Origin of the sequence: Nostoc sp. ChiQUE02 (assembly GCF_034531305.2) — a bacterium.
In the GTDB taxonomy this organism is placed as follows: domain Bacteria; phylum Cyanobacteriota; class Cyanobacteriia; order Cyanobacteriales; family Nostocaceae; genus Nostoc.
Genome location: NZ_JAVRBN020000041.1, coordinates 38,579 through 63,113 on the forward strand (window position 1 = coordinate 38,579; position 24,535 = coordinate 63,113).

Below are 24,535 nucleotides of genomic sequence, written 5' to 3' on the forward strand. Positions count from 1 at the left end.
TTCTAAATTGCTCTTGAATAATTGCTATAATTTGATACAATCTTAGCATATATTGCTTTTTATTGCCTGGTCAGCTAACTCAGGCACTTGTTTGATTCGTAGCTTCTCTCTGGGATTTGAGTTGAGATGCGATCAGAGGAACTTTAGGGGCAAGAAAAAATCCAATTAAACTGGCAAAAAGGATTGGCGTAAAGGGACTCAAGTTAGTCAGTTTTGACAGTAGCAAAGTCGTACTTATAGGTGTGCGCGTTACGGCTGCGTTGACAGCCGCCATTGTACAAATCATGGCAAGGGCAGGATCAAGTCCTGGAATTAACACTGCTACTGCTTTACCAATGCAAGCACCAGTGAAAAACAGGGGAATGATGAATCCACCGCGCCACCCACCTGTTACCGTAATGCTAATGGCAGCCATTTTCCCAAGAGCTAGAGTTAGGAGAAAAACAGCACCAAAGCTAGTAGTCAGGACTGAATCTAACTCTTCATGTCCAAAATAACGCGTGAGGGGTAATAAAACTGCTAAACTGCCAAGTCCGAATCCTGCTAGTGTTGTGCGTACATAAATGGGGAAAGGAATCAGGGCAAAGGCGCGTAGACGTGAAACGGCTTGCCAAAAGGCATCGCAGCCACGAAAAATGCCCATAAAAATCCATCCCGCCACCGCCCCGATAATTCCAAACACGATCGCGATCGCAAAATCATCAATCTTTTCTAGGTGATACTGAGGAAAATGCCAAGTGGGCGCAATTCCTAAGTGGGTAATTGCTGCAAACACCAGATAGCTAGCGCAACTCGAAACAATGGCTGGCATTAAGGCTTCGTAATATTCCACAATATGCTCGTGGTGCAAAATCTCCAAGGCGAACATTGCACCGCCAAGAGGTGCGCCAAATAAGGCAGTAAAGCCAGCCGCCATTGCTGCTAAACTCATAGTTCTGAGGTCTTCACCTTGGAGTTTTAAGCGATCGGCAACCCAAGTACCAAAAGAACCTGTTACCTGTACGAGTGGTGCTTCTGGCCCAGCACTACCCCCTGCCGATATGCTGATTAGAGAAGCAAGAATCATTGAGGGATTTTTGCGAGCATCTAAGCGTCCGCCACGAAAATGGATATTATCAACAATCACGGCGATTTCACCGGGGTTTCCCAAAAAATGAATCACCAGACCGATAACTAAACCGCTAAGTGGCATCACTATCAGGAGGCTAAAACCCTCAAATCGCTGGAGTCTGTGAGTGAAAAACTCTAAAACATTCCAGTACAACGCCGCAAATAGACCACCAGCAATCCCCACAACTACCCAGCGGATCACCCACTGCGAAATCATCAGGGGATTACGCTTTACCAGCCCAAAAAGTTGAGCAAATGTCCAGCGTTGAGTTTCATTGGTAGCGGAAGGTTTCTTTGGTAACACTGCTTATTTCCTATTTGTGAAACGAATAGTACTGAATATTTACGTCTTTTATGGTAAAGGCTATTTCGTTTAGTGAATCATCTTTGTTCTACAAAGAGCGATGTTTACCACGGGCTACGCCTACCCTTTTCTTCCCTATTGCTGCGTAAAATTAAGTCCCAAGATAGTGTGTACCTCAACATAGAAGAACTAAGCTTGGCATATAAGTTTGGGGAAATAGTGATGAATAAGGAAACAGTTCCTAGTCAAGCTGAAAAGTCTAGTCCAAAAGGCGATCCATCGCAACTAGATCCAGAGGTACTGGACAAAATCAAACACCCTGCGAGAATAGACGATGTGATTCGGGAGCAGTCACCAGAAGAACGTAAAAGTAACCCAGCTTTAGTACCGGAAATGATTGATGATCCAACTGACGATTGATTGGGTTTGTGAAAGAGTAATCGAAATGCTTTGATTCCCGACTTCTTGAAGAAGTCGGGAATCTTGTTAGGAATCTATTGCTATCCAATATTATGCAGTTGTTCCTGATATATTTCCGGCGTGTTGATATCTAATAGTACAGCCGAATTCTCAAATTTCACGTGATGAATTACTGGATAAAATTCTTTGATAATTTGGCGTAAACCAAATGTTTCCTCACGGATATTTTGTAAGTGCGATCGCATTCAAACCGCGATGTTTAAGCTGTAATTTATATTTATCTAAATACAGTTAGCCTAATGCACTCTACATGAAAATGGTACTTACTTAAGTATACGACATGATTTTCTCAAAGGTCATCAGTTGGAATTTGAGATGGTGTAAGTAAATTTACTACGTCTATTTCATTGGATTGTTTAGTTGTAGAAGGTTTTGATTTAGCTGATTTACTATTATTTTGGGACTTTTTTCTCTTAACACCTGTAACTTTTTCTCTAATGACCTCTAGGTTTTCTGGTTTCGCCCATTCACGACTGTGAGTGATTCTATACTGATCTGTGCGTCCTTTCCGCTTTTCCTGGTTTAAAAAACCTGCCTCACATAGAAACTTTAGTGCATACTGAGCTTTACGAACACTCATTTGACAGATTTCTGCTGTTTTATTCAGGCTAGCAAAATACTTACCATCAAGCTTTCCTCCTGTTCTCCGAACTGCATGGGCATAGATCCGAAACTCGTAAGGGTCTAAGCCATATTCATCAAGCAGGTTGTGAACGAACATTACTGAAATATAAGTTTGTTTGCAATGCCTGCTGCACAGGCAAAGCTATTTTTCAAAGCAGTTCAACAATTCCAAGCAATTTTTCACACAAAGAGGAAAAATTAACTTATGACTATTTTGTTGTACAACAATTATAACCTAATGCCGAACATACCGAAAATCCTGCGCTTTTTACCTGAGGTAGGCGTCTTTTCTGGTTGTTTGTGAGGACAAACAATGGCAGTAAGAATAAAAGCCACATGCAAAGAATTCGAGGCGGCTTGTGCTGATGGCTGCGTTTACGGTGAGATAAGAGGTAAACAGGGTCTTTATGTTTATGCGGAGTTAGGCTCTGAAAAAGACTATACACCCTCACAAAATGATAACCCAATGACAGAATACAGACTTTTTACAGGTTGCAATGTTTACTTTGCAGAAACCAGAGAGCAGCAAACTAACGGAGATTTTAACGCGGAACATTTACCTAATGTCACCGTGGTTATTTACTGCTAGTTAAGGCTGTAGTACTATCAACGGAGGGTCTACGCAGTTGCTTACGGCGAGTCTCTATGCGCTCGCGATTTTCACGCAAGTAGTCTTCTAAATCTTCTAAACTCACCTCTACAGTGCCGCCACCTTTTAGATAAACAGTAGGCATAGTGTGTCTCCAATCGCCTCTCCCTTATTTTATTCATGTTTGGTGTTTTATGCAAGAAAGTGGTTAGCAGGGAGAGGTGTTTTTTATATGCTGGAAATATATAAACTTATGCTTGTAATCTATAGCCATTCAAAACTACGTAATTCATTTTGATATACTTCCGGCGTATTTATATCAACAAGCACAGAAGGATTATCAAATTCTACTTTTTGAATTACTGGGTAAAATTCTTGGATAATTTGGCGTAAACCGAGAGTTTCTTCACGAATATTTTGTAAGTGCGATCGCATCCCATTACTAAATAACAATGGATGTCCCATTTTACCTTCATAGCTGGGTGCAGTAATCATTGCTGAATTGTCTTGCTGTGCTAGCAGTAATCGCTGGTAAATCTCTAATTTTCTGGGTTGGTCAACAGCGGAAATTGCTAAGACTTCAAAGTTTGGGGGAATATGTTGCAACCCTGTGAGGAGAGAAATTGTTTTACCAACATTGGCATGAGGATTAATTACAGCTAAACTCCCATAGGGACAATCTTTTTGTTTATTGCTGTTGTGTAAACCTAACACTACTACAGGGGTAAAACCTACACTTAACCACTGTTCTAGTTGATAAGTTAATAATGTTTTACCTTTACCCCAAGGGAGTGAAGTTTTACAAGTACCCATGCGAGTAGATGCACCTGCTGCAAGAACAATAGCAAATTTTAAATTAGTGCTAAAGGTGTCTGATTCCCTCACTGTTGTGGCTAGATCATAAGTTTGCTTCTCTTAAAAGACGGTAATCAACCCCGCCATAAACATTGATTGCTTGCCCATGAATGGCACGCGATTGATGCGAAGCCAGAAATAATGCTACATCTGCGACTTCTTCAGTTTCCATAAAGTAGGTATCGTTGACTGAAGTACCGTCTGCTTCTTGTAGCATCTTACCCATATCAGTTTTGACTCCAGCAAGACACAGCGCATTTACCCGGACTCGATAGGCACGTGCTTCATCAGCTAATGCTTCCATAAAACCAAGTATGGCAAATTTGCTGGCACAATATGCAGAGTTGTATGCGTAACCACGTTTGCCTGAATCGGAACCTATCAGGATGATATTGCCTTGCTGTCGAGTGTAGAACGTAGGCAATACCGCTTGGCACGTGAGGAACGTACCAAGTAAATTAACATCAAGCATTGCTTGAAATTCTTGACGCGGCAAGTCAGCAACAAAATACCGACGCTGAATGCCAGCATTCGCCACCAGAATGTCAATAGTACCAAAGATTTCCAGTGCTTGCCTGACCATTTCTACAACTGATTGTTCTTGGGTGACATCAGTTGTTATTGCGATCGCTTTTTTACCAATTGCTTTGATGGCTTCAGAGGTTTGGGAAGCTAACTGCGGAGATTTATCAGCAATAATAATATGTGCTCCCTCACGAGCAAAAGTCAGCGCAATTGCCCGACCAATGCCTTTTCCAGCACCTGTAACAATGGCAACTTTATTTTGGAGCTGCTCTGACACAAAATAAATTCCTTCTCTATTACCCTATATAGGTTACTCCTTTTTGGTGTACAAACTTAAAGGTATTCTATCTGTGACATGGGCAGTTACTATAACAAAGTCATCACTACTTGGTAAGATTATACAGGCATGAATTTTCTTACCAGCGTTGTATATACAAGAGTCCTGATGGAGTATTTTAATATTCAATGATTTATTATCTAAACTCTGAGGAGTAATTTTTAAGCAAATAAAATCTATCTAAAGATATTAATTTTTAGAGCAAAAGATAGTTGCTAACAATAGATATATTGTGAGAAAAGACATAGTAATCATGTACTTTGCCTAACAGAGGGGAGGGAAAATTTGTCTGATAACTAATTGGATGACTATAGATTTTTAAAAGGTGAAGCAGAGAATAGCTAGAATTACTTCTCAGATAGAGGAAGTGCTAATTAAGTACCATACTCCAGATGAAATCTCCAAAATTTAAGGCGAGAATAAATAATTTCGGATCACAATTTATTACTCGATATATATAAAGCCACAGCTTGTGACTGGCTGATACAACTGTTACTAGCCTGTCTTTCAGCTGATTCCAGAAAAAAGTACTGGTACTAGTAACGATCATGACGCAATCTCCAAATTCAGGAAATAATCAGGAACCATCTAATCCTCGTCTCTGGCTCCTGCTTTTAGGACGTACCAGTTTAGTTGTGGGTGTCGTTTTGCTGGTTGGAATTGCAGTTGGTGCTTGGTGGGCTAGAAGTTATGTATACAAAGATTTAGCACCGTTAGTGCAACAAAATCTTCAGCAATTGCTTGGGCGTCCAGTAAAAGTTGGGAACGTTGAACGTTTTTCGCTTTCTAGTCTGAGATTTAGCTCTTTATCAATACCAGCAACTCCTACTGATCGAGATCAGGTGGTAGCAAAAGCTTTAGAGGTACAGTTCTCGCCGTTACAACTCCTCCTTAGCCGAAAACTGGCTTTAAATGTCACCTTAGTTCAGCCCAATGTCTACATCCAACAAGATAAAGATGGTCGTTGGGTAACAGCCCAAGTTAAGACTGGGGAGGGACAAGGCTTTATTCAAACTGAGTTGCAGTCACTTCAAATTCAAGATGGCGATGTAGAGTTGATGCCATTCCCTGCACCAACAAAACCGAAAGGCTCAGTAATATTAGATCAATTTGGTGGTGTTGCCCGATTTTCAGATCAAAATCAAAGGATTGGTTATGACATCAATGCTCAACTCACTAGGGGAGGCGCTGTTAAAATTGTTGGCGAAACTCAACTAAAAGCTCAACAAACGAACCTCCAACTGCAAGCACAAAATTTACAAGCATCTGATATAACTCGATTAATTCAGTTACCGATAGCTCTACAAGCAGGATATTTAAATGCTGACTTAGGGATTCAGATTCCACCCAAACTGTCAGACATAGCAATTACCGGAACAGCTACAGCTAATCAAGTCACTGCTAAAATTCAAAATATTCCTCAGCAAGTTTCTAATTTTAATGGAAGATTTCTTTTTCAGGGTCAGACAGTTGCTTTAGATAATCTGAGTACGAACTTTGGCAAAGTTCCCATTCTGGCAAATGGTACAATTAATACTCAAACAGGTTTTAATGTCTCTGCTCAGATAAAACCTGTTAGTGCAAAAAATATTTTAGATACATTGAAAGTGAATTCGTCAGTCCCAGCTAGTGGCGAAGTTCAAGCAAATATTCAGGTACTAGGTCCACTTCAGCGACCAGTTATCAACGGTACGGTAAGCAACACAAAACCTATTCAAGTTGACCGCGTTCAGTTTAAAACCATCAATACTGATTTCCGCTTGAATGCCTCTCAAACTGCATCTCAACTTGTTGTCTCCAATCTGAAAATAGTCCCCGCAGCCGGTGGTCAAATTACAGGCGACGGTGAAGCTAATCTGGGAGCCAAAGACAACGTAATATTTAATGCTCAGGCTGATGGAATATCAGGGGATATACTAGCACGTGACTACGGCGTTACTCTACCGATCGCAGTTGGGAATGTTTCAGCAAAAGCCCAAATTTCTGGCTCACTTGCCAAGCAACCCTTGAAACTTGATGTTTCCAATGTTCAGATAACGCCACCATCTGGGGGGAAAATCACAGCCAATGGTCAAATTCAACTGGCTCCCCAAGGGCAAGTAGGCGTAAACATTCAAGCTCAAGGTATACCAGGAAATGCGATCGCTCAAGGTTACGGCATCTCAACTCCGATTAATGTTGGTGGTATATCTGCGAACGCTAAAGTTTCTGGTTCTTTAGGTAGACCGTTAAATGTCAATATTGCTCGCGTTCAGGCAAATCCAGAGGTGGGAGGGCGAGTCACAGCCAGCGGTCAAGTTCAACTTGCACCCCAAGGTAGAGTAGCGTTGAATGTGCAAGCACAAAATTTACCAGGAGATGCGATCGCAAAAGCATATAACTCCTCACCCTCCATCACCATTGGAAATGTATCGGCAAATGCCAATATTTCCGGCACTTTGAGCAATCTGCAAACAGTAGCACGAATACAAGCGCCTTCCGCCACCTATCCCACTACCGGACGAGTTGTTGTTGCTAAACAAGGAGAGAATATCGTCTTTCCAGATGCGGTTGTGAACGTCGCAGGCGGCACAATCAGAGCTAAAGGTCAACTTGCACAACAACGCTGGCAAGGGGTTGTCAACACTTCTCAAATTCAACTCAACCGTTTCTCACCACAACTGCGAGGACGGCTGAATAGCAATATCCAGTTAGCAGGGACAACGCAATCTTTCCAGCTTGCAGATATTCGCGCCGCCGGACAAATCCGCCTTTCCCAAGGGGTAGCCCTGCTGGCAAAACCGCTCACCGCTCAATTTCAATGGAATGGACAGCAGATTATAGTTGAAAACGCAAGTACCCCAGGATTGAGTGCTAATGGTGCGATCGCTATTCAGTCTCCACCAACTGGCGCACCCGAAATTGCGGGATTTAATCTAAATGTACTGGCGCAGAATTTCAACTTACAAAATACTGGTTTTCAAGTTCCTGGTGACGTAGAACTAGCGGGGTTACTGGATTTTAAGGGACAAGTTACAGGTACTCTAGACGTACCGCAAGCTAATGGCAATATCCGGCTGCGGAATTTCAATGTGAGTGACTTGGCATTTGACCCACTTTTAACTGGAAACGTGAACTTTCAAGGGGGACAAGGAGGAAGTCTGCGATTAGCCGGGAAGCAAGATAGGATAGCGTTGAATCTAGGTGCAGATTATCGTCCAACTTCATTTTTAGTTCGCCGCGATGAGGCAGTTACCACAGGTAGAACTGAGGGAGATAACTTGTTCATCAACGCCCAACAGTTTCCCATCGCTCTTGTTGGGGGCTTTTTACCTAACAATCAATTGAAACCACTGGCGGGGCAATTATCGGGAAACTTAGTTGTTAATCTGAATAATTATGCAATTGCGGGAGACGTTGCGATCGCAGGGCCTCGTGTTGCCAGAGTTACAGCAGATGAGTTTCGCGGTAGCATCAATTATGCAGATGGTACTGCTAGCTTGGCTAATGGTCAATTGCGGATTGGAGGTAGCAACATCGCCCTGAGTGGAAATGTGCAAACAGGGAACGACCCGCAATTTCAATTCCAAGCTAATTTTGGCGAAACCAGAATCGAGAGACTTTTACAAGCTTTTAATATTTTCGACTTTCAAGACCTTGGTACCGGGTTGCAGCCTCCGACGTTAGCTGGAGCAGAGGTACTTAAAACTGAGTCTATCAGTTTACCCAATGCAGATTTGAAAACACAGTTAGCATATTTCTCGAATATTGCAGCATCGATAGCAAAAGAACGGCAAGTAGAGACAAAAAAAACCTCATCTTTGCCCACCCTTGCAGAATTAACAGGTGCTTTGAGCGGAGCAATTACAGCTAATGGCTCGTTAAAATCTGGGTTGAACGTTGGCTTTAATTTTCAAGGTGCAAACTGGCAATGGGGTGAATACTCCATCAATCAAATCGTTGCTCAAGGCAGTTTTGCCGATGGTATCGTGACACTTTCGCCCTTGAGTGTTGGTATCAATCAAGGACTAGTGGCTTTTTCAGGACAGTTAGGAACTGAGCAACTATCTGGAAACTTGAATGTAGCAAGTTTACCTCTATCACTTTTACAACCTTTTATCGAAAAATATCCCATAGATATAACTGGTAATGTAAATGCTGACGCCACTTTGGGAGGTAGTTTACAAGATCCGAGAGTACAAGGGGAAGTGACACTGGCGAATGCAACTCTCAACAAGCAACCTGTGCAAACAGGACAAGTGAACTTTGATTACAACAATGCTCGCTTGAATTTTGATAGTACCTTACTAGTGACAGGAACACAGCCAGTTGCCATTACAGGTAGCGTACCTGCTCCATTACCTTTTGCCGAAGTGCAACCGGATAGCAATCAAATCAGCATCAACGCCAATGTGCAAAATGAAGGATTGGCACTGTTAAACCTGTTGACCAACAATCAAGTTGCTTGGGTAGATGGTCAAGGACAAGTAGATTTAAATGTCCAAGGTACTTTAGACGAACCAATTATTAACGGAAATGCCATAGTTAATAATGCTACCTTTCGCGCTGAAGCCTTATCTGAACCCCTAACGAATGTCACAGGAACAGCGCAATTTAATGGTAGTACGGTAAGCGTTGAAAATATCCAAGGTAATTATAATCAAGGGGAAGTAACTGCGTCAGGTATCCTGCCAATTTTTGATTCTCAACAAGCCGCAGCAAATCCCCTCACAGTATCAATAGCAGACAAACTCAATTTTAAGCTTGCAGGGCTGTATGAAGGCGGTGTCGGCGGTGATATCGTAATTCGTGGAACAGCGTTAAAACCTGTAATTGGTGGAGAGATTCAGCTGAGTGATGGTCAGGTAATTATTGGAAACTCGACTACTACTGCTAAAAAATCAGCAGCTACAGCAGAGGCTAATACTAACGTTATAAATCTAAATAGAGAAGAGGTTAACCCTAACGTCACACCTACAGCAGAGAATAGCGCCGCTACAGTGGACGGAAGCACTAAGCCAGTGGTTACAGCAGACGCAAGCACTAGCGCAGTCACTCCACCCAATTTACCTATAGAGTTTGCAGATTTAAAATTGATTTTAGACGACGATGTTCGTGTTACCAGTCAGTCTCTACTGAGCTTTGTACCAGGAGGAGCCGCCTTTAGTCAGCCGATATTGAGCTTTGACGCCAAAGGCGGCTTGACCATTAATGGTACATTAGCCAAGCCGCTTCCTGAAGGAGTCATTCGCTTGACAGGAGGACGACTGAGTTTATTTTCCACTGAGTTTACCTTGGCGCGGGGCTACGAACACACTGCGCGGTTTATTCCTAGTCAAGGACTCGATCCGAATCTGGATGTCCGACTAATCGCAATTGTACCTGAAGCATCGGCAAGGAACAGTCGAATTTTGGAATCACCATTATCTGCTGAAATCAGCGATGTATCTGTAAACAACTTTGGGACTTTACGTAGCGTCCGCGTTCAAGCAAGGGTGAACGGGCCAGCTAGTAAATTGGGGGACAATCTAGAACTGACGAGTGAACCGAACCGTAGTCGGGGAGAAATAGTTGCTCTGCTGGGTGGCTCAATTTTGAGTTCTTTCGGTCAAACAGATGCAGGCCAAGGGCTGACTAATTTCGCTAGTTCTAGTATTTTAGGTGGTTTACAAGGAACTATCACTGCGATCGGACAGGCTGTTGGTTTCAGTGAGTTTCGGATATTTCCTACTCCATCTACCAATGAAGCAACGAGGGCTTCAATTCTTAATTTATCAGCAGAAGGTGTGTTTGATGTCAATAGAAATGTGTCTGTTTCTTTATCACGCGCTCTTTCTAGCAATGACTCTTTCCTTTACAACGTGCTCTATCGACTTAATGACGAAATTCTCATGCGAGGCTCAACTAATTTAGGAGATGAAAATAGATTTCTAGTTGAGTATGAAACCCGATTTTAAATTAAGTCTTTTTCTAAAATCCAGCATTTACGATGCCTGCGGCGGGCTACGCCTACGCACTTGCAAAATCTGGTTTAATACTCGCAAACGCAGAACTCCATTCTCTAAGGCGTTTCCGACTGTTGCTCGATCGCTTTACTTGGCGGAATCTCTTCAAGAGGAATTAGTGCTTCGATCACTGACTTCACAATTGGCGCGGCGACAGTAGAACCATAAGCACTTTCTCCTTTTGGCTCATCCACGAGTGCGAACACTACATAGCGAGGAGATTCCACTGGCAAAATAGCCACGAAGCTCGTCATTCTAGCACCTTTGATATAGCCACCATTAGGACTTGCTTTTTGGGCTGTACCAGTTTTACCAGCAATGCGATATCCCGGAATTTGTGACGCCTTGCCGCTGCCTTCAGTAACAACAGTTTCCATCATTTCTACAACCTTTTGGGCTGTTGCGGCTGAGAAAATTTGGCGTGGTATCGTGCGAGTAGGTGAATCATGCATCTGCCCTTTGGTATCAATCAGCCCTCGAACTACATGGGGTGTAACCAACTTACCGCCATTGGCTAAAGCACCGTGCATTTGCACTAGCTGTAACGGTGTCATGGAAAAGCCTTGTCCAAAGGAAGTAGTAGCTGGTTCAATTGGCGAAGCGATAAATTCTTCTTGACTTTTGAGCCGGCCGCCAACTTCAAAAGGTAAATCTGTATCAACTTTTTGTCCCAGCCCTAAGCGTTCTAGCCAGTTGTAGTAGATTGAAGGCTTTAAGCGTTGGATAATTTGCACCATGCCAATGTTGCTGGAATATTGCAAAATCTGAGCGATGCTGATTCGCCCATTACCATTATTCATCGCATTTTTGATGGTGTAATTAGCGACTCGAATAGAACCAGAGTCATTAAACATATCATCTGGTTTGATGATGCCATTTTCTAGAGCGATCGCTACATTCAAAGGCTTAAAAGTCGATCCCGGCTCATAAAGATCCGCCACCGTCCAATTTTTAAATAGTGAAATATTAGCTTTAGCGTATTCATTAGGATTATAAGTAGGCTGAGAAACGAGAGCGAGTAAGGAACCATCCAACGCATCCATGACAATTACCGCCCCACGTTTAGCGTCAAACTTCTCCATCTGTTGTTTGAGTGCAACGCGGGCAATTCGTTGTAGACGGCTATCGATAGTGAGTTGCAGTCGCAAATCATCAAAATGCAGAAAACCTTCGGGTGCATGATCTGGCATTAGGGCCCCATTACCTGACCGACTAAGCCGCACCGTTTGCACAGGACGTTCTAGTAACTTCTCTTGAGAGTATTCCACACCTGCTTGACCACGGCGGTCAACATTCACATAGCCCACCACATCAGCAACCAAATCGTCTGGTGGGTAAAATCGGGAGTATTTTTGAATCCACTCCAAGCCATTTAAGCGCAAAGAGATGACGCGATCGATAATTTCTTCCGGTAGGGCTGGGGCAAGTATAATTCCACTTTTTTTGCTTTGAAAAGTTTTTACTAATTCAGCAGTATCTTTTGCCAATATTGGGGCAAGACGCTCTGCCATATCTTCATTAGACTTATCAAACAGCTTGGGATGAGCGTACAAAGTATATACAGGACGGTCAATCGCCAACAGATTACTATTGCGATCTACCACTGGGCGACGGGGCATAAAAGGTCGCAAATTCACCATTTGCTGGTTTCGCGCCTGTTCTGTTAACTTTGGTCCCTTGACAATTTGGAGGTTATACAACTTGACACCTAACCCCAACCCTGCTGCCATTAATACGCCCCAGACGATGAACAGTCGAGACTTGGTGTTGGATGTTTGGTTTTGGATATTAGAGGCTAATTTTCCTAAAAGCCCTCGTCTATCACCCTTTTGTCGCCTTGTGAATCCTGAATTCCGAAACTTTCTGAATTTTGTTCTGCTTGGTGACTTCTGCATTGGGTTCGTCCTTTCTCCTTTGTCTTTTGTTATTTGCCACAAGTCTGAGTCCTAATGACAAATGACAAATGACTCTTAGCCTTTTACCAATTCTCCAAAATAAACCTACAGATGCAAGAGGTGGAAACTCAGATTACAGCGTTCTTCATCTCTGTTGAACCGCAATCTTTGCTAGGGGTTACAGCTGTCATTGGTGTCAACTTAAGTTAAATTGAGGTTTTAAACCGCCTCTACACAAGCAAAACTCACCTCCGTAGATTTAAATTCACCCTCTGCTTCCCCTGCCTCAATTCATCTCACTGTTCTCCAACGCCAGAATTAGTATCCCAGTGGCGAGAGTGTTTGCTGTTGCTTTTCAGAATTTGGCGGTGTGTTAGATGATGCTGGCTGAGGACTATGAGATGCCGGAGGTAAGAAAATCATCCCTTGAGGAGTTGGCGATACCAACCCTGCTGTTGGTTTTTCTGCTTCATCAGCCATTTTATTTGTCAGCGTCGCGTTGGTTGTCGTTAGCAGCCGCTCATGACGTTGGAGCTTTTGCAGTCTGCGATATGACTGACTCCAAAGCTCTTGGGAATATACTGTACAGCCATAAACAGCAAGTGTCGATGCTACTAACAAGAACGCCAGAACTGACGAATAACGATGGATAGTGTACAAGCGCAGCAACCACAAAGGTGCCGTTCCAGAATTGGGCATTGTGGGAAGGCGAAGAAAACCTACCCCCCGATTCTTCTGGTTCGCACTCGACTGCTCATTGAGATTTGGCACTTGTTGTCTACCCAATTCTTTCACCGATTTGGGCATAACTGCCTCATTTGTGGGAGAAACCGCTAGATTTTTCGAGGAACGCTGTTGTCTTTGAGAGGATACTGGTGTGGCTTGAGTAGCTGGTGTAGAAGCGCTCTGTGCTGCTGACTCCGTACGCCCAGAGCGTCGCCTCCCTAAAGAAAGGATAGAATCTCGCTTAAACCAATTACCCCTTGTAGAAACAGCAGATTTACGAGCAACTACCATAAATTTTTTTAGATGAGAAATACTGTACTTTAGATTGATTGTCTAGATTGTCTGTTTTTGCTGGGGTTAAAATCACCTTCGGTGCAAAAAGCACACATAACAGACTACACCCTTTTAACTGTTCTGATAGGTAGCTGTACCAATGCTTGCATCCCCTAGATATGCAATGTTTGCAATCAGCGATTAGAAACTGGACAGCTTACCCTTTAGGTATCGCACCTAAAGTATGGCAACGTCAGGTAGCAAGGTGCAATACTCTGTGAAAAAAATAAAATTTTTTGGATAGCTCGGTTGACTAAAGAATTTGGTAATTTCCGCTTTGCTCCTGAGTTAAGAGAAACGAATCAGATAGCTGTATAACACCTAATCTCAAAAAGAATACCCCAAAGGATTGTTTTTTTTAAGTATGTAATCTCGCAGCATTTAAAAAAAAGCAATAAATACGGTATCGTATTCAACAGGCGAAAAATTGTTCTAGCCACAATTGGTGAAAGAGGAGTTATGAAAACAAAAATCTTTGGTTTTGCTTTAATGTTAAGTCTGGCTGCAATTCTCGGAGCCTGTGAAGGTGGTGGTGATGGTGCTGGTACTAGTACTCCAGCTGCTACAGGTGAACCAACTGATGCACCTCCTGCCACTGCTCCTACCAAGGCTCCCGCAACGACTCCCGCAGCGACTCCCACTGCTACTCCTAAATAAGGCATCTTAAACTTTAGTTTAAATCACGCCCAGAACTGCTTAGTGGCAGCGTTCCTCGCTACATACAGCAGTTTTCATTTGCATGAAGTACAAAACTACGGGTTTTGAGGCAGGAGGTGAGACCGCGCGGTCTTCTCCCAAAGGGAGAGGCTAGCGCCAAGGGGGTTTCCCCCATGAGCGACTGCGTTCGCCGAAGGCGTTCTCGAAGAGTACCCGAAGGGCAGGGGGCAGATCGCTTTTAGCATCTCCCCTTGGGAGAAGGCAGGAGGTAGAAATTCTTTATATCTAATGCGTGAGTCCGGCATTTTGTACCTTACTTACTTGCAAACTGCTGTAGCTTGAATGAATTGGGTTCACGTAAGAACCTGCCTGTTTATGTTTGGTGTATCAAAGCCTAGAGTTTGCTCAAATATCAGCTAATTAGGCAGGAAGTAGAGGACTCTGGTAAAGAGGTTTACATCCTCGACCAAGTGTCCGCTGTAAATTCCTGCCCGATAGAACCTTGTTCCCAGTCCAAGGGAGTTGACTTATGTGAATCTAAGCCATATTGGGGGCGGCGTACTTCCGTCCTTTGGTGTTTGAAATTGCTTAGACTCCTGAGTTTTGAAAGGGCAAAAAAATTCATCGCGATCGCTGGCAATTGCTCTTGAGCATTCCCTGTAGTCTATTCCGTATTAGGATAGACCTGGTAATGTCCCTTGATATTGCCAGATTTTTATTGGCAAAATTTATAACTTTGGGTATGGGGCATGGGAAAAACAGATTTTCATCCTGCGTTGTGTACGCAGTTCAGGAGATGGGGAGAGTTAAAGCGAGAAAGGCAGTAAACTTACTGTGCTTAATTGTGATTAGTCTAGCTTTAGTTATCTTAAGTAGCTATTGGGGATCAGAGGTAATCGCATTACCGCCACCAGAGGATACACCAGAAGAAATATTACGGACAAAGATTATCATAGAAGCGCGATCGCCTATCGATGGAAGATTCCTCACAGCTGCCGAATACATTCAATTACAAGCACAGCTCCAACTTGCCCCACCACCAAAACTAGATCCCAAAATTCGGGAACAGATTTACTTGCTTCGCTTACGTAAAACGTTACTTCAATTTTTCCCATTTTTAAATTTTTGATAAATTCGTCATTTATCCCCAATGCCCAATGCCCCAAAAAGACTGATGACTCATTCTGATGTAGGATAACGGTGGCGACAAAATTGCAAATAAATGTAAAGAATATATATAGATATTAAAAAAGTAGATTTAGTCAATCACGTTATTTCACTTAGGTAGCTTCATGTCCATGACCACGATCGCCCCTGAACAGGTTAACAGCATCGTTTGGAATCAGCATAACGATCCCTTTGAAATACTAGGTTCTCATCCCATAGAACAAGACGGCAAAACTGTCTGGGCTGTGCGGGCCTACCTACCAAATGCAAGTGCAGCATGGGTCGTTATTCCTGAACAACGGAAGGAATACCCAATGCAAACAGTTCATCATCCCCACTTTTTTGAATGCACGATTGACACTCCAGAACTGGCAAACTACCAGTTACGGATTAAAGAAGGGGAACATGAGCGAGTCACCTATGATCCTTACGCTTTCCGTTCTCCCAACTTGACAGACTTTGACTTGCATTTGTTTAGTGAAGGCAACCATCACCGAATATACGAAAAACTGGGAGCGCACCCCACAGTAATAGACGGGATTAAGGGCGTTTATTTTGCCGTTTGGGCACCCAACGCTCGCAACGTTTCATTGTTGGGAGACTTCAACCTCTGGGATGGACGTAAACACCAGATGCGTAAAGGCTCCACCGGAGTTTGGGAATTATTTATTCCTGAAATCGGTGTGGGAGAACATTACAAATATGAAATCAAAAATTTTGAAGGACACATTTACGAAAAATCCGATCCCTACGGTTTCCAGCAAGAACCCCGCCCGAAAACGGCATCCATTGTCACTGATTTAGATGCTTACAGTTGGGATGACGAAAGCTGGATGGAAAAGCGGCGTCACACAGACCCCCTTACCCAACCCGTCTCAGTCTACGAAGTGCATTTAGGCTCTTGGTTACACGCTTCAAGTGCAGAACCAGCGAAACTGCCAAATGGTGAAACTGAACCTGTAGTTGTGGTTTCTGAACTGAAGCCAGGCGCACGCTTCCTTACCTACCGGGAACTAGCTGACCGACTCATTCCCTATGTCAAAGAATTAGGATACACCCATTTAGAATTGCTGCCCATTGCGGAGCATCCCTTTGATGGTTCTTGGGGTTACCAAGTAACTGGGTACTATGCCCCCACCTCCCGTTTTGGCAGCCCCGAAGATTTCATGTATTTTGTTGACAAATGTCACCAAAATGATATTGGGGTAATTGTAGATTGGGTTCCCGGTCACTTCCCCAAAGATGGACATGGTTTAGCTTTCTTTGATGGAAGCCACCTGTACGAACACGCTGACCCCCGCAAGGGCGAACACAAAGAATGGGGTACTTTGGTGTTCAACTACAGTCGCCATGAAGTTAGTAATTTCCTAGCAGCCAATGCCCTCTTCTGGTTTGACAAGTACCACATTGATGGAATTCGTGTCGATGCTGTTGCCTCGATGCTCTATAACGACTATTGCCGCAAACCAGGAGAATGGCTACCCAACCAGTACGGCGGCAGAGAAAACCTAGATGCAGCAGATTTTCTGCGTCAGGTCAATCACATTATTTTTAGCTATTTCCCCGGTATTCTCTCAATTGCTGAAGAATCCACTTCCTGGCCAATGGTATCTTGGCCCACTTACACAGGCGGACTGGGCTTTAACTTGAAGTGGAATATGGGCTGGATGCACGATATGCTGGATTATTTCAGCATGGATCCTTGGTTCCGCCAGTTCCACCAAAACAACATTACCTTTAGTATGTGGTACAACCACAGCGAGAACTTCATGCTGGCTCTGTCACACGATGAAGTGGTGCATGGCAAGAGCAATATCATCGGCAAAATGCCGGGGGATACATGGCAGAAGTTAGCTAATGTGCGTTGTTTATTTACCTATATGTTTGCTCACCCAGGCAAGAAAACCATGTTTATGAGCATGGAGTTTGGGCAATGGAGCGAGTGGAATGCTTGGGCAGATTTGGAGTGGCATTTATTGCAGCATGAGCCGCACCAACAGTTAAAAACGTTTTTCCAGGATTTAAACCATCTCTATCGTTCTGAACCAGTTTTGTACACCCAGGATTTTGCTGAACCAGGATTTGAGTGGATTGACTGTAGCGATAACCGCCATAGTGTAGTTTCCTTCATCCGTCGTGACAAGGATTCTGATGATTTTGCGATCGTGGTTTGCAATTTTACACCGCAACCCCATTCTCACTACCGCATCGGTGTACCGCAAAAGGGATTTTATACCGAGTTGTTCAATAGTGATGCGCGTCAGTATGGCGGCAGCAATATGGGCAACTTAGGTGGTAAGTGGACGGATGATTGGTCTTTGCACAGTCGTTCCTATTCCCTGGATTTATGTTTGCCACCTTTAGGTGTGTTGATTCTCAAGTTGGATAAGAAAAAGACTGCTGAGGTCATGGGATAACAGTTAGGGGTGGGTGTCTAGCCTGCCCATAACCAAGGGCGGACAAGATTTACACACAAGATTGGATAATTTATTTGTTGGTAATCCTCAAAGACTCATCAACGAGTATTAATTTCTCAAGAATCGGAAGTCGGAAGTTTTTGCTGCTCTGCCTTTACTAATAGCCTTAAAGCGATCGCTCAACAGTTCTGCTACAGTTTTTAAGCCTGGAGTCTTTTTCGCTACTGTCTTGACGTAATTATAAACTGTTAAGCTGCCGAGCATCGCTTCGCTACCGACTGCCAAGAGCGTATCATCTACTTGTTCGGTAAGTTGCCGGATTGAGATTAAAAGTTCGCTGAGTGTGGTAGCTAATTGATAATCCTGGATAAATTCCTCAATATCAAAGCTGGCTGGGAGAATTTCACGGTTAGACTGAGCAACGTTGACGCTATTGGTAACAAAAGCTAGGCTTTTATCGCCCATTTTGAATAACTTGCGGCGTTCTTGTGTAGTTAAAGCAATGAGAAAGGGCATCTTTTGTTCGATTATTTGTAACACTGCTTTAATTTCTTGGATATCTTCTGGGGAAAGAGTGCCTGTGATATTGCGATCGTCCATCGTATAATTACCTGGGGATAGTAGAGAGTTAGTAGCAAAATTTGCTAAGTATATGATTCCCAAAGTAAATACGATGTCAACGACGGGCGTAGCTGCGGCACATCTTCTGAGAAGATTATCGAACAGATTATGCTGTTGGTTAAACCAACAAACTATAACTTAGGATTATTTGGGTAGATGTCAAAGGAGCACTTTTTTGGAGTTTTGCTAATTTTTACAACTGTTCTAGTATTTTCGGCTTGGGTAACAGTTAACCATGTGTATCTGCTCAAGATGATTCATTCAATATATCTAAAAGTTCTTGAGCAATTTTGAGGGGAGCATCTCAATGAGTGTAAAAACATACCTGCCTTGGCGAATGGAATTCGCGGCTATACAGACAAAACCCACCTTCGTGGGTTTCAAATTCTTTGAGTCCGCGCAGGCGGACTTTGTTTGTGTAGCCGCGATTTCTAATCGCCCGGTATATTTGCTTTCGTTTAATAATGTAACCTGAGTTTGTCAAGCTACTTCTCTAATTCTGCCAACTTCTCTTGAGCAAACTTTCGCACTTCCTCATCTAGGTCATTCTCTGCTTTGTCGCGCAACAGTGGTAAAGTCTGGGGATGTTGAGGAAATTGCTTGATAATTATCTCCATTGCAATGCGCCGAGGGTTGATTTCATAGCCTTGCTCACGCTCAAAGGGGTCATTGACAGCGCAATCGTTGTAAATGTCAAACAACTCATGCTGATTTCTGAAGTGTTTGGCTAATGCTTCGATGGCTGCACGTCGCACATCCCCATCATCAGCAGTGGCGAGGTCTTTGAGAAACGAGTGGGTGTCGGGATGATCTTTGAAATTGCTAGCTAATGCTTTGATGGCTGCATATCGCACATTCCATTCATTATCAGCAGTGGCGCGGTTTTTGAGGATCGAGCGGGTGTCTGAGTGATCTTTGAAATTACTGGCTAATACTTCGATGGCTGCACCTCGCACATACTCATGATTATCAGCAGTAGCGCGGTCTTTGAGAATTAAGCGGGTGTCAGGGTCATGTTTAAAGTTGCTGGCTAATGCTTTGATGGCTGCACTTCGCACATTCCATTCATTGTCAGCAGTGGCTCGGTCTTTGAGAATCGAGCAGGTGTCTGGGTCATCTTTGAAATTACTGGCTAATGCTTCGATAGCTGTACGTCGCACATACTCATGATTATCAGCAGTGGCGCGGTCTTTGAGAATCGAGCAGGTGTCTGGGTCATCTTTGAAATTACTGGCTAATGCTTCGATAGCTGTACGTCGTATATCCCAATCATAATCAGCAGTAGCGCGGTGTTTGAGAAACGAGCGGGTCTCTGGGTCAGCTTTGAAATTGTTGGCTAATGCTTCGATGGCTACACATCGTACATTCCCTTGATTATCAGCAGTGGCTCGGTCTTTGAGAATTGAGCGGGTGTCTGGGTCATCTTTGAAATTGCTGGCTAATGCTTGGATGGCTACACGTCGCACATCCCCTTGATTATCAGCAGTGGCTCGGTGTTTGAAAATCGAGCAGGTGTCTGGGTCATCTTTGAAATTGCTGGCTAATGCTTGGATGGTTACACGTCGCACATCCCCTTGATTATAAGCAGTGGCTCGGTCTTTGAGAAACGAGCGGGTCTCTGGGTCAGCTTTGAAATTGCTGGCTAATGCTTCGATGGCTGCATATCGCACATTCTCTTCATTATCAGCAGTGGCGCGGTCTTTGAGAAACGAGCAGGTATCCGGGTCATCTTTAAAGTTGCTGCTTAATGCTTCGATGGCTGCACGTCGCACAACCCATTGATTATCAGCAGTGGCGCGGTATTTGAGAAACGAGCGCGTGTTCGGGTCATCTTTAAAGTTGCTGGCTAATGCTTCGATAGCTGTACGTCGTATATCCCCTTTATCAGCAGTGGCGCGGTGTTTGAGAAATGAGCGGGTCTCTGGGTCATCTTTGAAATTGCTGGCTAATGCTTGGATGGCTACACCTCGCACATTCCCTTGATTATCAGCAGTGGCGCGGTTTTTGAGAAATGAGCGGGTGTCCGGGTCATCTTTGAAATTGCTGGCTAATGCTTGGATGGCTGCACGTCGCACATCCCATTGATTATCAGCAGTGGCGCGGTCTTTGAGCCAGTGTAAGGTATCACGGTTATCTTTCCAAATTGTGGCGATCGCTGCAACTGCTTGAGTGCGAATTTCCTGAACTAGCTTAGTTTCTTCCTTATCAGATAGGGAGTAATAATACCAGAGGTCATATTGAGTTAAATCTTGTAGCTCGTTAAGCAATTTATTAGCCACTGACGCAATCACCGAGCGATTTCTCACTTCTGCAAGACACTTAGCCGCTAAAAACAGGTTGATAAACTTTTCCTCTTCGCCATCTTGCACCATCAAGTAATCAAGAATTTCACCAACAAATTTTGGCTCAATCATTCCCGCAATTAACAGCAATACCTCATGCCAAGTTTCATCTTGCCAATGTTTGCCAAAAACTTCAGTTTTGAGATACTCAATTGTAATACTGCGTTCCTTCTCAAACTGCCAGACAAACTCCCAAGCACAGAAATATTCTAAAAAAGTCCGATGCACAAAGGCATAGTAATCTGCACCCAAGAAACATAAAATAAAATTGCGATCGCGCAGTTGTTTCATCAACCGTCTGGCTTTATCTCTGGCATCACTCACTGGTATGCTTTGCAGATATTTAGTGAAGATTGCTTCTAAATCATTCGCATAGATAATATTGCCAGCTAAACCTTTTTCACTGGTTTGCATTTGATAAGCAACTTGACGCAACATTGCCTGTTTATCTTTATAATCAATAATGTCCAGACGTTCATCGGGCTTTAAATTGCGTCCCTCGTCCCAATTATGCAACAGAACCTCTGAAGCATCTTTATACAGCTCACTTCTATCTCTGGGTAATTCTCGCTTGAGATTGAGAATTGCCATCATCGTTAACAGCAGAGGATTTTGTGCTAGTTCTGCAATTGCTTTTGATTCATTAATTACTCTTTGTAACCGCTCACGTTTGATATTTTTATCTCTTTCTTCGGCTTGAGTAAAAGTTTTATCATGCCAACGTTCGATAAAATCTTTAATCTGTGCTGGTTCTAAATCTTGCAACATGAAGTGGCGAAACTCTGCATCTCGCAATTGTTGCTGCTTATAGCCGATGATCCGAGAAGTGACAATCACCTGCACATCGGGATATTCATTAGTGAAGCGATGAATACAGGTAATTACTTCCTCCCGCTTTGCCAGTTCAAAGATTTCATCCAAACCATCAAACATGACTAAAGCGTTACCAGCCTTTAGCTGCTCATGCAATTTATGCTGATTGAGGTGATAAAAACAATTGGGACTATTATGGTAAAATTGGAGAAAATTATTACAATTACCAGCATCGCGATCGCGCATATAATTGCGTAATTCAATCAGCAAAGGAATTGGTAGATTAAAATCATTCTGTTCGAGAGTTTTTTCTACCCAATCCAATGCTAGGTATTGCAACAATGTAGACTTGCCGGAACCAGGATCGCCTAAAATAACTAGATAATTTTTGCGTTGTTTATCTCGGATAACATCTAAGACTGAACGGATTGGCTGTTCAAAATAAGTACGTTGATAACGTTCTGTTTCCTCTTGGAGCTTTTCTATTTCAAATTCCGCATCTAATTGGTTACTTTCTTGTAACCTGCGAAGATATTCTTTAGGCAGTTCTGGTAAAACCTGATAAACTTGCCGCACATTTTGCGGGATAAACATTTGCCATAGATTTACCGGATGTTCGCGGGATGTAGTTTCTAAACTATCTAACTTCAGATTGCCGTAGCGTTCACGAATAGTTTCTAAATATTGCGGTAAATTAAAATCCTTGGGAATATCAGCGTTTTCTTTTAAAGTCTTATCAATACTGGATAATTTTTGAAGTTCCAGAATATAGCGTAACTCTTCTGAATCCGAAAGAATATCTTGAACTTGGATGAGATACTGCTCTGTAATTGTTTGCCAGTTAAATTTAGGTGGTAGAGGTTTGAGTTGAAGTCTTTTCCAACTATCTGCTAGTGTTTTAAAATCTAGAGACTCACATTTAATATCAAAAGCCTGACCAAGAATTTCTTTAACCGACTTATCACGGATAAATTTCTTGATATCTTCAGCATAATTTTGAATTTCAGCTTCAGAAAGTTTGCAACGAACCTTTAACTGCTGCTGCATCAGTTGTAAAAATTCTGTCAGCGCCATAACTACAGCTTTCTGAAGAGGTTCTTGCTTAAAGGGGGCAGTTACAGCATTATTAAAGATATTTTTGAAAAAATCTTTAGCGTAGTCCTTGACTAAATCTTTGAAAAATTCTTCGCTGATAATAGTTTTGACGAGAAATCCAACCGCTTTTTTACCTATCCAGAGAGTGAACCACTCAACTATCATACTCACGCCTGCTAAGTGCTTGACTATGAGTATATACAGCTGTCAGAGAAATCTTTCCAGATTTGTGGGTTTTTAGCTTAAAAGCGATGCTGGCTGAAGATTTGCTAAAAATAACTAATAACTGTGCATTGATATTAGGAGTAGTTTTATGGTTCTACAAGTTAACCCCATCCAAAAAGAACCAATAGTTACTTGGGAAGCACTTCCAGCCGACTTCATTTTACCTGACGATCCAGTGGAAAATATTCAACAACCTGCGATCGCTGCTGCGCTTACCGATGCTTTGGGAAGCACAGGACGCATCCAACCCCAGATGCTGATTGGCTCTAATTTTGGACTTGTAGCCACAGTCAACAAAAAAATCGTTGTCAAAGCACCAGACTGGTTTTATGTCCCTCAAGTGCAGTCTGTAGGAACAAATGTAATTCGTCGCAGCTATACCCCAAATTTAGAAGGTGCTGCTGTGGCTGTAGTGATGGAATTTCTCTCAGACACAGAAGGTGGAGAACTATCAGTCCGTTCAACTCCACCCTACGGTAAACTCTATTATTACGAAAAGATTCTCCAAGTTCCAACCTACGTAACCTACGACCCTTACGAACCAAGCATAGAACTACGATGCTTGCAAAATGGACAATATACTTTGCAGCAAGCAGATAGCAATGGACGTTACTGGATTCCTGAGTTAGAGTTATTTCTCGGAATTTGGCAAGGTGAAAGATTATGCCAAACCATGAATTGGCTGCGCTGGTGGGATACAGAAGGAAATTTGCTGTTGTGGAGCAGCGAACAAGCTGAACAGGAACGCCAACGTGCTGAACAAGAACGCCAGCGTGCTGATATATTAGCAGCTAAGTTACGTGAGTTAGGTATTGACCCTGGTGCATAGGCGTAGCCCGTCGTAGACATCGCATAACCTAAAGAAATGCTGGGAATAATAATTTTGGGACATCTGCACCAAAATTCCATGAAACAGCAAAAAAATCAGTTCAGCCATCTTACTGCGATCGAAAGAAGTTATCTGTCATTTCCTGCACAGTTTTTATTAAATCAAAACCTTTTGCAAGGCAAAATACTAGACTTTGGTTGTGGCTTTGGTAATGATGTTAAAATATTGCGCCAAAAAGGTTGTAATATTACAGGCTATGACCCTTATTATTTTCCAGAATATCCTGATAATAAATTCGATACAATAATTTGCTTTTATGTTTTAAATGTTTTATTTACTGAAGAACAAACTAACGTTCTTATGGAAGTATCACACTTATTAAAACCAGGAGGTAAAGCTTATTATGCCGTGAGAAGGGATATAAAAAGAGAAGGGTTTCGAGAACATTATGTCCACAAAAAACCTACCTATCAGTGTCTTGTCAAACTTCCCTTTACTTCGGTTTGCTTAGATGAGCATCGGGAACTATAGGGAGCATGTCAACTTTGCTAGAACAGATGAACTATTGAAGAGTGGCAGAATCAATGAAAATAGAGGAAGAAATCAA

Annotated in this window: 17 protein-coding genes and 1 pseudogene; 8 read left to right on the plus strand and 10 right to left on the minus strand. The window is 42.8% G+C overall.

What is annotated here, in order from left to right:
• Positions 1 to 79 precede the first annotated feature (79 nt).
• On the minus strand, positions 80 to 1,414 hold the full coding sequence (locus RM347_RS28690; RefSeq protein ID WP_322720487.1) for a chloride channel protein: 1,335 nt from the start codon (positions 1,412 to 1,414) through the stop codon (positions 80 to 82).
• Between the two features lie 222 nt (positions 1,415 to 1,636).
• Here RM347_RS28690 and RM347_RS28695 point away from each other — a divergent pair, with 222 nt between their 5' ends.
• Positions 1,637 to 1,834, plus strand: coding sequence for a hypothetical protein (locus tag RM347_RS28695; RefSeq protein WP_322720486.1), 198 nt, complete (start codon positions 1,637 to 1,639; stop codon positions 1,832 to 1,834).
• Positions 1,835 to 1,914: 80 nt separating this feature from the next.
• Here RM347_RS28695 and RM347_RS28700 read toward each other — a convergent pair whose 3' ends face one another.
• Both RM347_RS28700 and RM347_RS28705 read right to left on the minus strand, forming a co-directional pair.
• Entirely contained in the window at positions 1,915 to 2,079 is a 165-nt protein-coding gene (locus tag RM347_RS28700) for a hypothetical protein (protein WP_322720485.1), read from the minus strand.
• A gap of 104 nt (positions 2,080 to 2,183) precedes the next feature.
• The gene (locus RM347_RS28705) at positions 2,184 to 2,615 is read right to left on the minus strand and encodes a helix-turn-helix domain-containing protein (RefSeq protein WP_322720484.1); all 432 of its coding nucleotides are present in this window, start codon (positions 2,613 to 2,615) and stop codon (positions 2,184 to 2,186) included.
• 216 nt (positions 2,616 to 2,831) lie between these two features.
• On the opposite strand from RM347_RS28705, the gene RM347_RS28710 reads away from it, so the two are divergent.
• Positions 2,832 to 3,107, plus strand: a complete 276-nt coding sequence (locus RM347_RS28710; protein ID WP_322720483.1) for a hypothetical protein — start codon at positions 2,832 to 2,834, stop codon at positions 3,105 to 3,107.
• Here RM347_RS28710 and RM347_RS28715 read toward each other — a convergent pair.
• From RM347_RS28715 to RM347_RS28725, 3 genes are all read right to left on the minus strand, one after another.
• Entirely contained in the window at positions 3,094 to 3,252 is a 159-nt protein-coding gene (locus RM347_RS28715; protein WP_322720482.1) for a hypothetical protein, read from the minus strand. The genes RM347_RS28710 and RM347_RS28715 overlap by 14 nt on opposite strands.
• 119 nt (positions 3,253 to 3,371) lie before the next feature.
• Complete coding sequence (locus RM347_RS28720) at positions 3,372 to 3,992, minus strand: nucleotidyltransferase family protein (protein ID WP_322720481.1); 621 nt, start codon at positions 3,990 to 3,992, stop codon at positions 3,372 to 3,374.
• Positions 3,993 to 4,005: 13 nt separating this feature from the next.
• A complete protein-coding gene (locus RM347_RS28725; protein ID WP_322720480.1) occupies positions 4,006 to 4,764 on the minus strand; it encodes an SDR family NAD(P)-dependent oxidoreductase in 759 nt (252 codons plus the stop codon).
• Between the two features lie 608 nt (positions 4,765 to 5,372).
• Between RM347_RS28725 and RM347_RS28730 the strand changes: the two genes are divergently transcribed.
• Positions 5,373 to 10,760 (plus strand): translocation/assembly module TamB domain-containing protein, encoded by a 5,388-nt coding sequence (locus RM347_RS28730; RefSeq protein WP_322720479.1) that lies wholly within the window; start codon positions 5,373 to 5,375, stop codon positions 10,758 to 10,760.
• Positions 10,761 to 10,864: 104 nt separating this feature from the next.
• Here the strand turns inward: RM347_RS28730 and RM347_RS28735 are convergent, their stop codons facing one another.
• Positions 10,865 to 12,703, minus strand: a complete 1,839-nt coding sequence (locus tag RM347_RS28735) for a peptidoglycan D,D-transpeptidase FtsI family protein (protein WP_322720478.1) — start codon at positions 12,701 to 12,703, stop codon at positions 10,865 to 10,867.
• A 318-nt stretch (positions 12,704 to 13,021) separates the two neighbouring features.
• On the minus strand, positions 13,022 to 13,720 hold the full coding sequence (locus tag RM347_RS28740; protein WP_322720477.1) for a hypothetical protein: 699 nt from the start codon (positions 13,718 to 13,720) through the stop codon (positions 13,022 to 13,024).
• 501 nt (positions 13,721 to 14,221) lie between these two features.
• On the opposite strand from RM347_RS28740, the gene RM347_RS28745 reads away from it, so the two are divergent.
• The 3 genes from RM347_RS28745 to glgB all read left to right on the plus strand — a co-directional run bounded on the left by RM347_RS28745 (position 14,222) and on the right by glgB (position 18,003).
• Entirely contained in the window at positions 14,222 to 14,419 is a 198-nt protein-coding gene (locus tag RM347_RS28745) for a hypothetical protein (protein WP_322720476.1), read from the plus strand.
• A gap of 796 nt (positions 14,420 to 15,215) precedes the next feature.
• Positions 15,216 to 15,548 (plus strand): hypothetical protein, encoded by a 333-nt coding sequence (locus tag RM347_RS28750; protein ID WP_322720475.1) that lies wholly within the window; start codon positions 15,216 to 15,218, stop codon positions 15,546 to 15,548.
• A gap of 163 nt (positions 15,549 to 15,711) precedes the next feature.
• Complete coding sequence (glgB, locus tag RM347_RS28755) at positions 15,712 to 18,003, plus strand: 1,4-alpha-glucan branching enzyme (RefSeq protein WP_322720474.1); 2,292 nt, start codon at positions 15,712 to 15,714, stop codon at positions 18,001 to 18,003.
• A gap of 108 nt (positions 18,004 to 18,111) precedes the next feature.
• Here the strand turns inward: glgB and RM347_RS28760 are convergent, their stop codons facing one another.
• Both RM347_RS28760 and RM347_RS28765 read right to left on the minus strand, forming a co-directional pair.
• Positions 18,112 to 18,603 carry a hypothetical protein gene (locus tag RM347_RS28760; protein WP_322720473.1) on the minus strand — a complete coding sequence of 164 codons (492 nt, stop codon included), beginning with the start codon at positions 18,601 to 18,603 and terminating at the stop codon, positions 18,112 to 18,114.
• Positions 18,604 to 19,109: 506 nt separating this feature from the next.
• Positions 19,110 to 23,039, minus strand: a complete 3,930-nt coding sequence (locus RM347_RS28765; RefSeq protein WP_322720472.1) for a HEAT repeat domain-containing protein — start codon at positions 23,037 to 23,039, stop codon at positions 19,110 to 19,112.
• Between the two features lie 148 nt (positions 23,040 to 23,187).
• Here RM347_RS28765 and RM347_RS28770 point away from each other — a divergent pair, with 148 nt between their 5' ends.
• Positions 23,188 to 23,928 carry a Uma2 family endonuclease gene (locus RM347_RS28770; protein WP_322720471.1) on the plus strand — a complete coding sequence of 247 codons (741 nt, stop codon included), beginning with the start codon at positions 23,188 to 23,190 and terminating at the stop codon, positions 23,926 to 23,928.
• Between the two features lie 78 nt (positions 23,929 to 24,006).
• Positions 24,007 to 24,456: pseudogene (locus RM347_RS28775) on the plus strand (methyltransferase domain-containing protein); the annotation flags it as partial.
• Between the last annotated feature and the right edge of the window lie 79 nt (positions 24,457 to 24,535).

What these genes read in the sequence shown, in the direction of transcription:
- RM347_RS28750 (WP_322720475.1), top strand. Translation starts at nt 15,216, where the DNA reads ATGGGGAGAGTTAAAGCGAGAAAGGCAGTAAACTTACTGTGCTTAATT.
- RM347_RS28735 (WP_322720478.1), bottom strand. Translation starts at nt 12,703, where the DNA reads ATGCAGAAGTCACCAAGCAGAACAAAATTCAGAAAGTTTCGGAATTCA.
- RM347_RS28730 (WP_322720479.1), top strand. Translation starts at nt 5,373, where the DNA reads ATGACGCAATCTCCAAATTCAGGAAATAATCAGGAACCATCTAATCCT.
- RM347_RS28700 (WP_322720485.1), bottom strand. Translation starts at nt 2,079, where the DNA reads ATGCGATCGCACTTACAAAATATCCGTGAGGAAACATTTGGTTTACGC.
- RM347_RS28710 (WP_322720483.1), top strand. Translation starts at nt 2,832, where the DNA reads ATGGCAGTAAGAATAAAAGCCACATGCAAAGAATTCGAGGCGGCTTGT.
- RM347_RS28765 (WP_322720472.1), bottom strand. Translation starts at nt 23,039, where the DNA reads ATGATAGTTGAGTGGTTCACTCTCTGGATAGGTAAAAAAGCGGTTGGA.
- RM347_RS28740 (WP_322720477.1), bottom strand. Translation starts at nt 13,720, where the DNA reads ATGGTAGTTGCTCGTAAATCTGCTGTTTCTACAAGGGGTAATTGGTTT.
- RM347_RS28705 (WP_322720484.1), bottom strand. Translation starts at nt 2,615, where the DNA reads ATGTTCGTTCACAACCTGCTTGATGAATATGGCTTAGACCCTTACGAG.
- glgB (WP_322720474.1), top strand. Translation starts at nt 15,712, where the DNA reads ATGTCCATGACCACGATCGCCCCTGAACAGGTTAACAGCATCGTTTGG.
- RM347_RS28715 (WP_322720482.1), bottom strand. Translation starts at nt 3,252, where the DNA reads ATGCCTACTGTTTATCTAAAAGGTGGCGGCACTGTAGAGGTGAGTTTA.
- RM347_RS28760 (WP_322720473.1), bottom strand. Translation starts at nt 18,603, where the DNA reads ATGGACGATCGCAATATCACAGGCACTCTTTCCCCAGAAGATATCCAA.
- RM347_RS28770 (WP_322720471.1), top strand. Translation starts at nt 23,188, where the DNA reads ATGGTTCTACAAGTTAACCCCATCCAAAAAGAACCAATAGTTACTTGG.
- RM347_RS28745 (WP_322720476.1), top strand. Translation starts at nt 14,222, where the DNA reads ATGAAAACAAAAATCTTTGGTTTTGCTTTAATGTTAAGTCTGGCTGCA.
- RM347_RS28695 (WP_322720486.1), top strand. Translation starts at nt 1,637, where the DNA reads ATGAATAAGGAAACAGTTCCTAGTCAAGCTGAAAAGTCTAGTCCAAAA.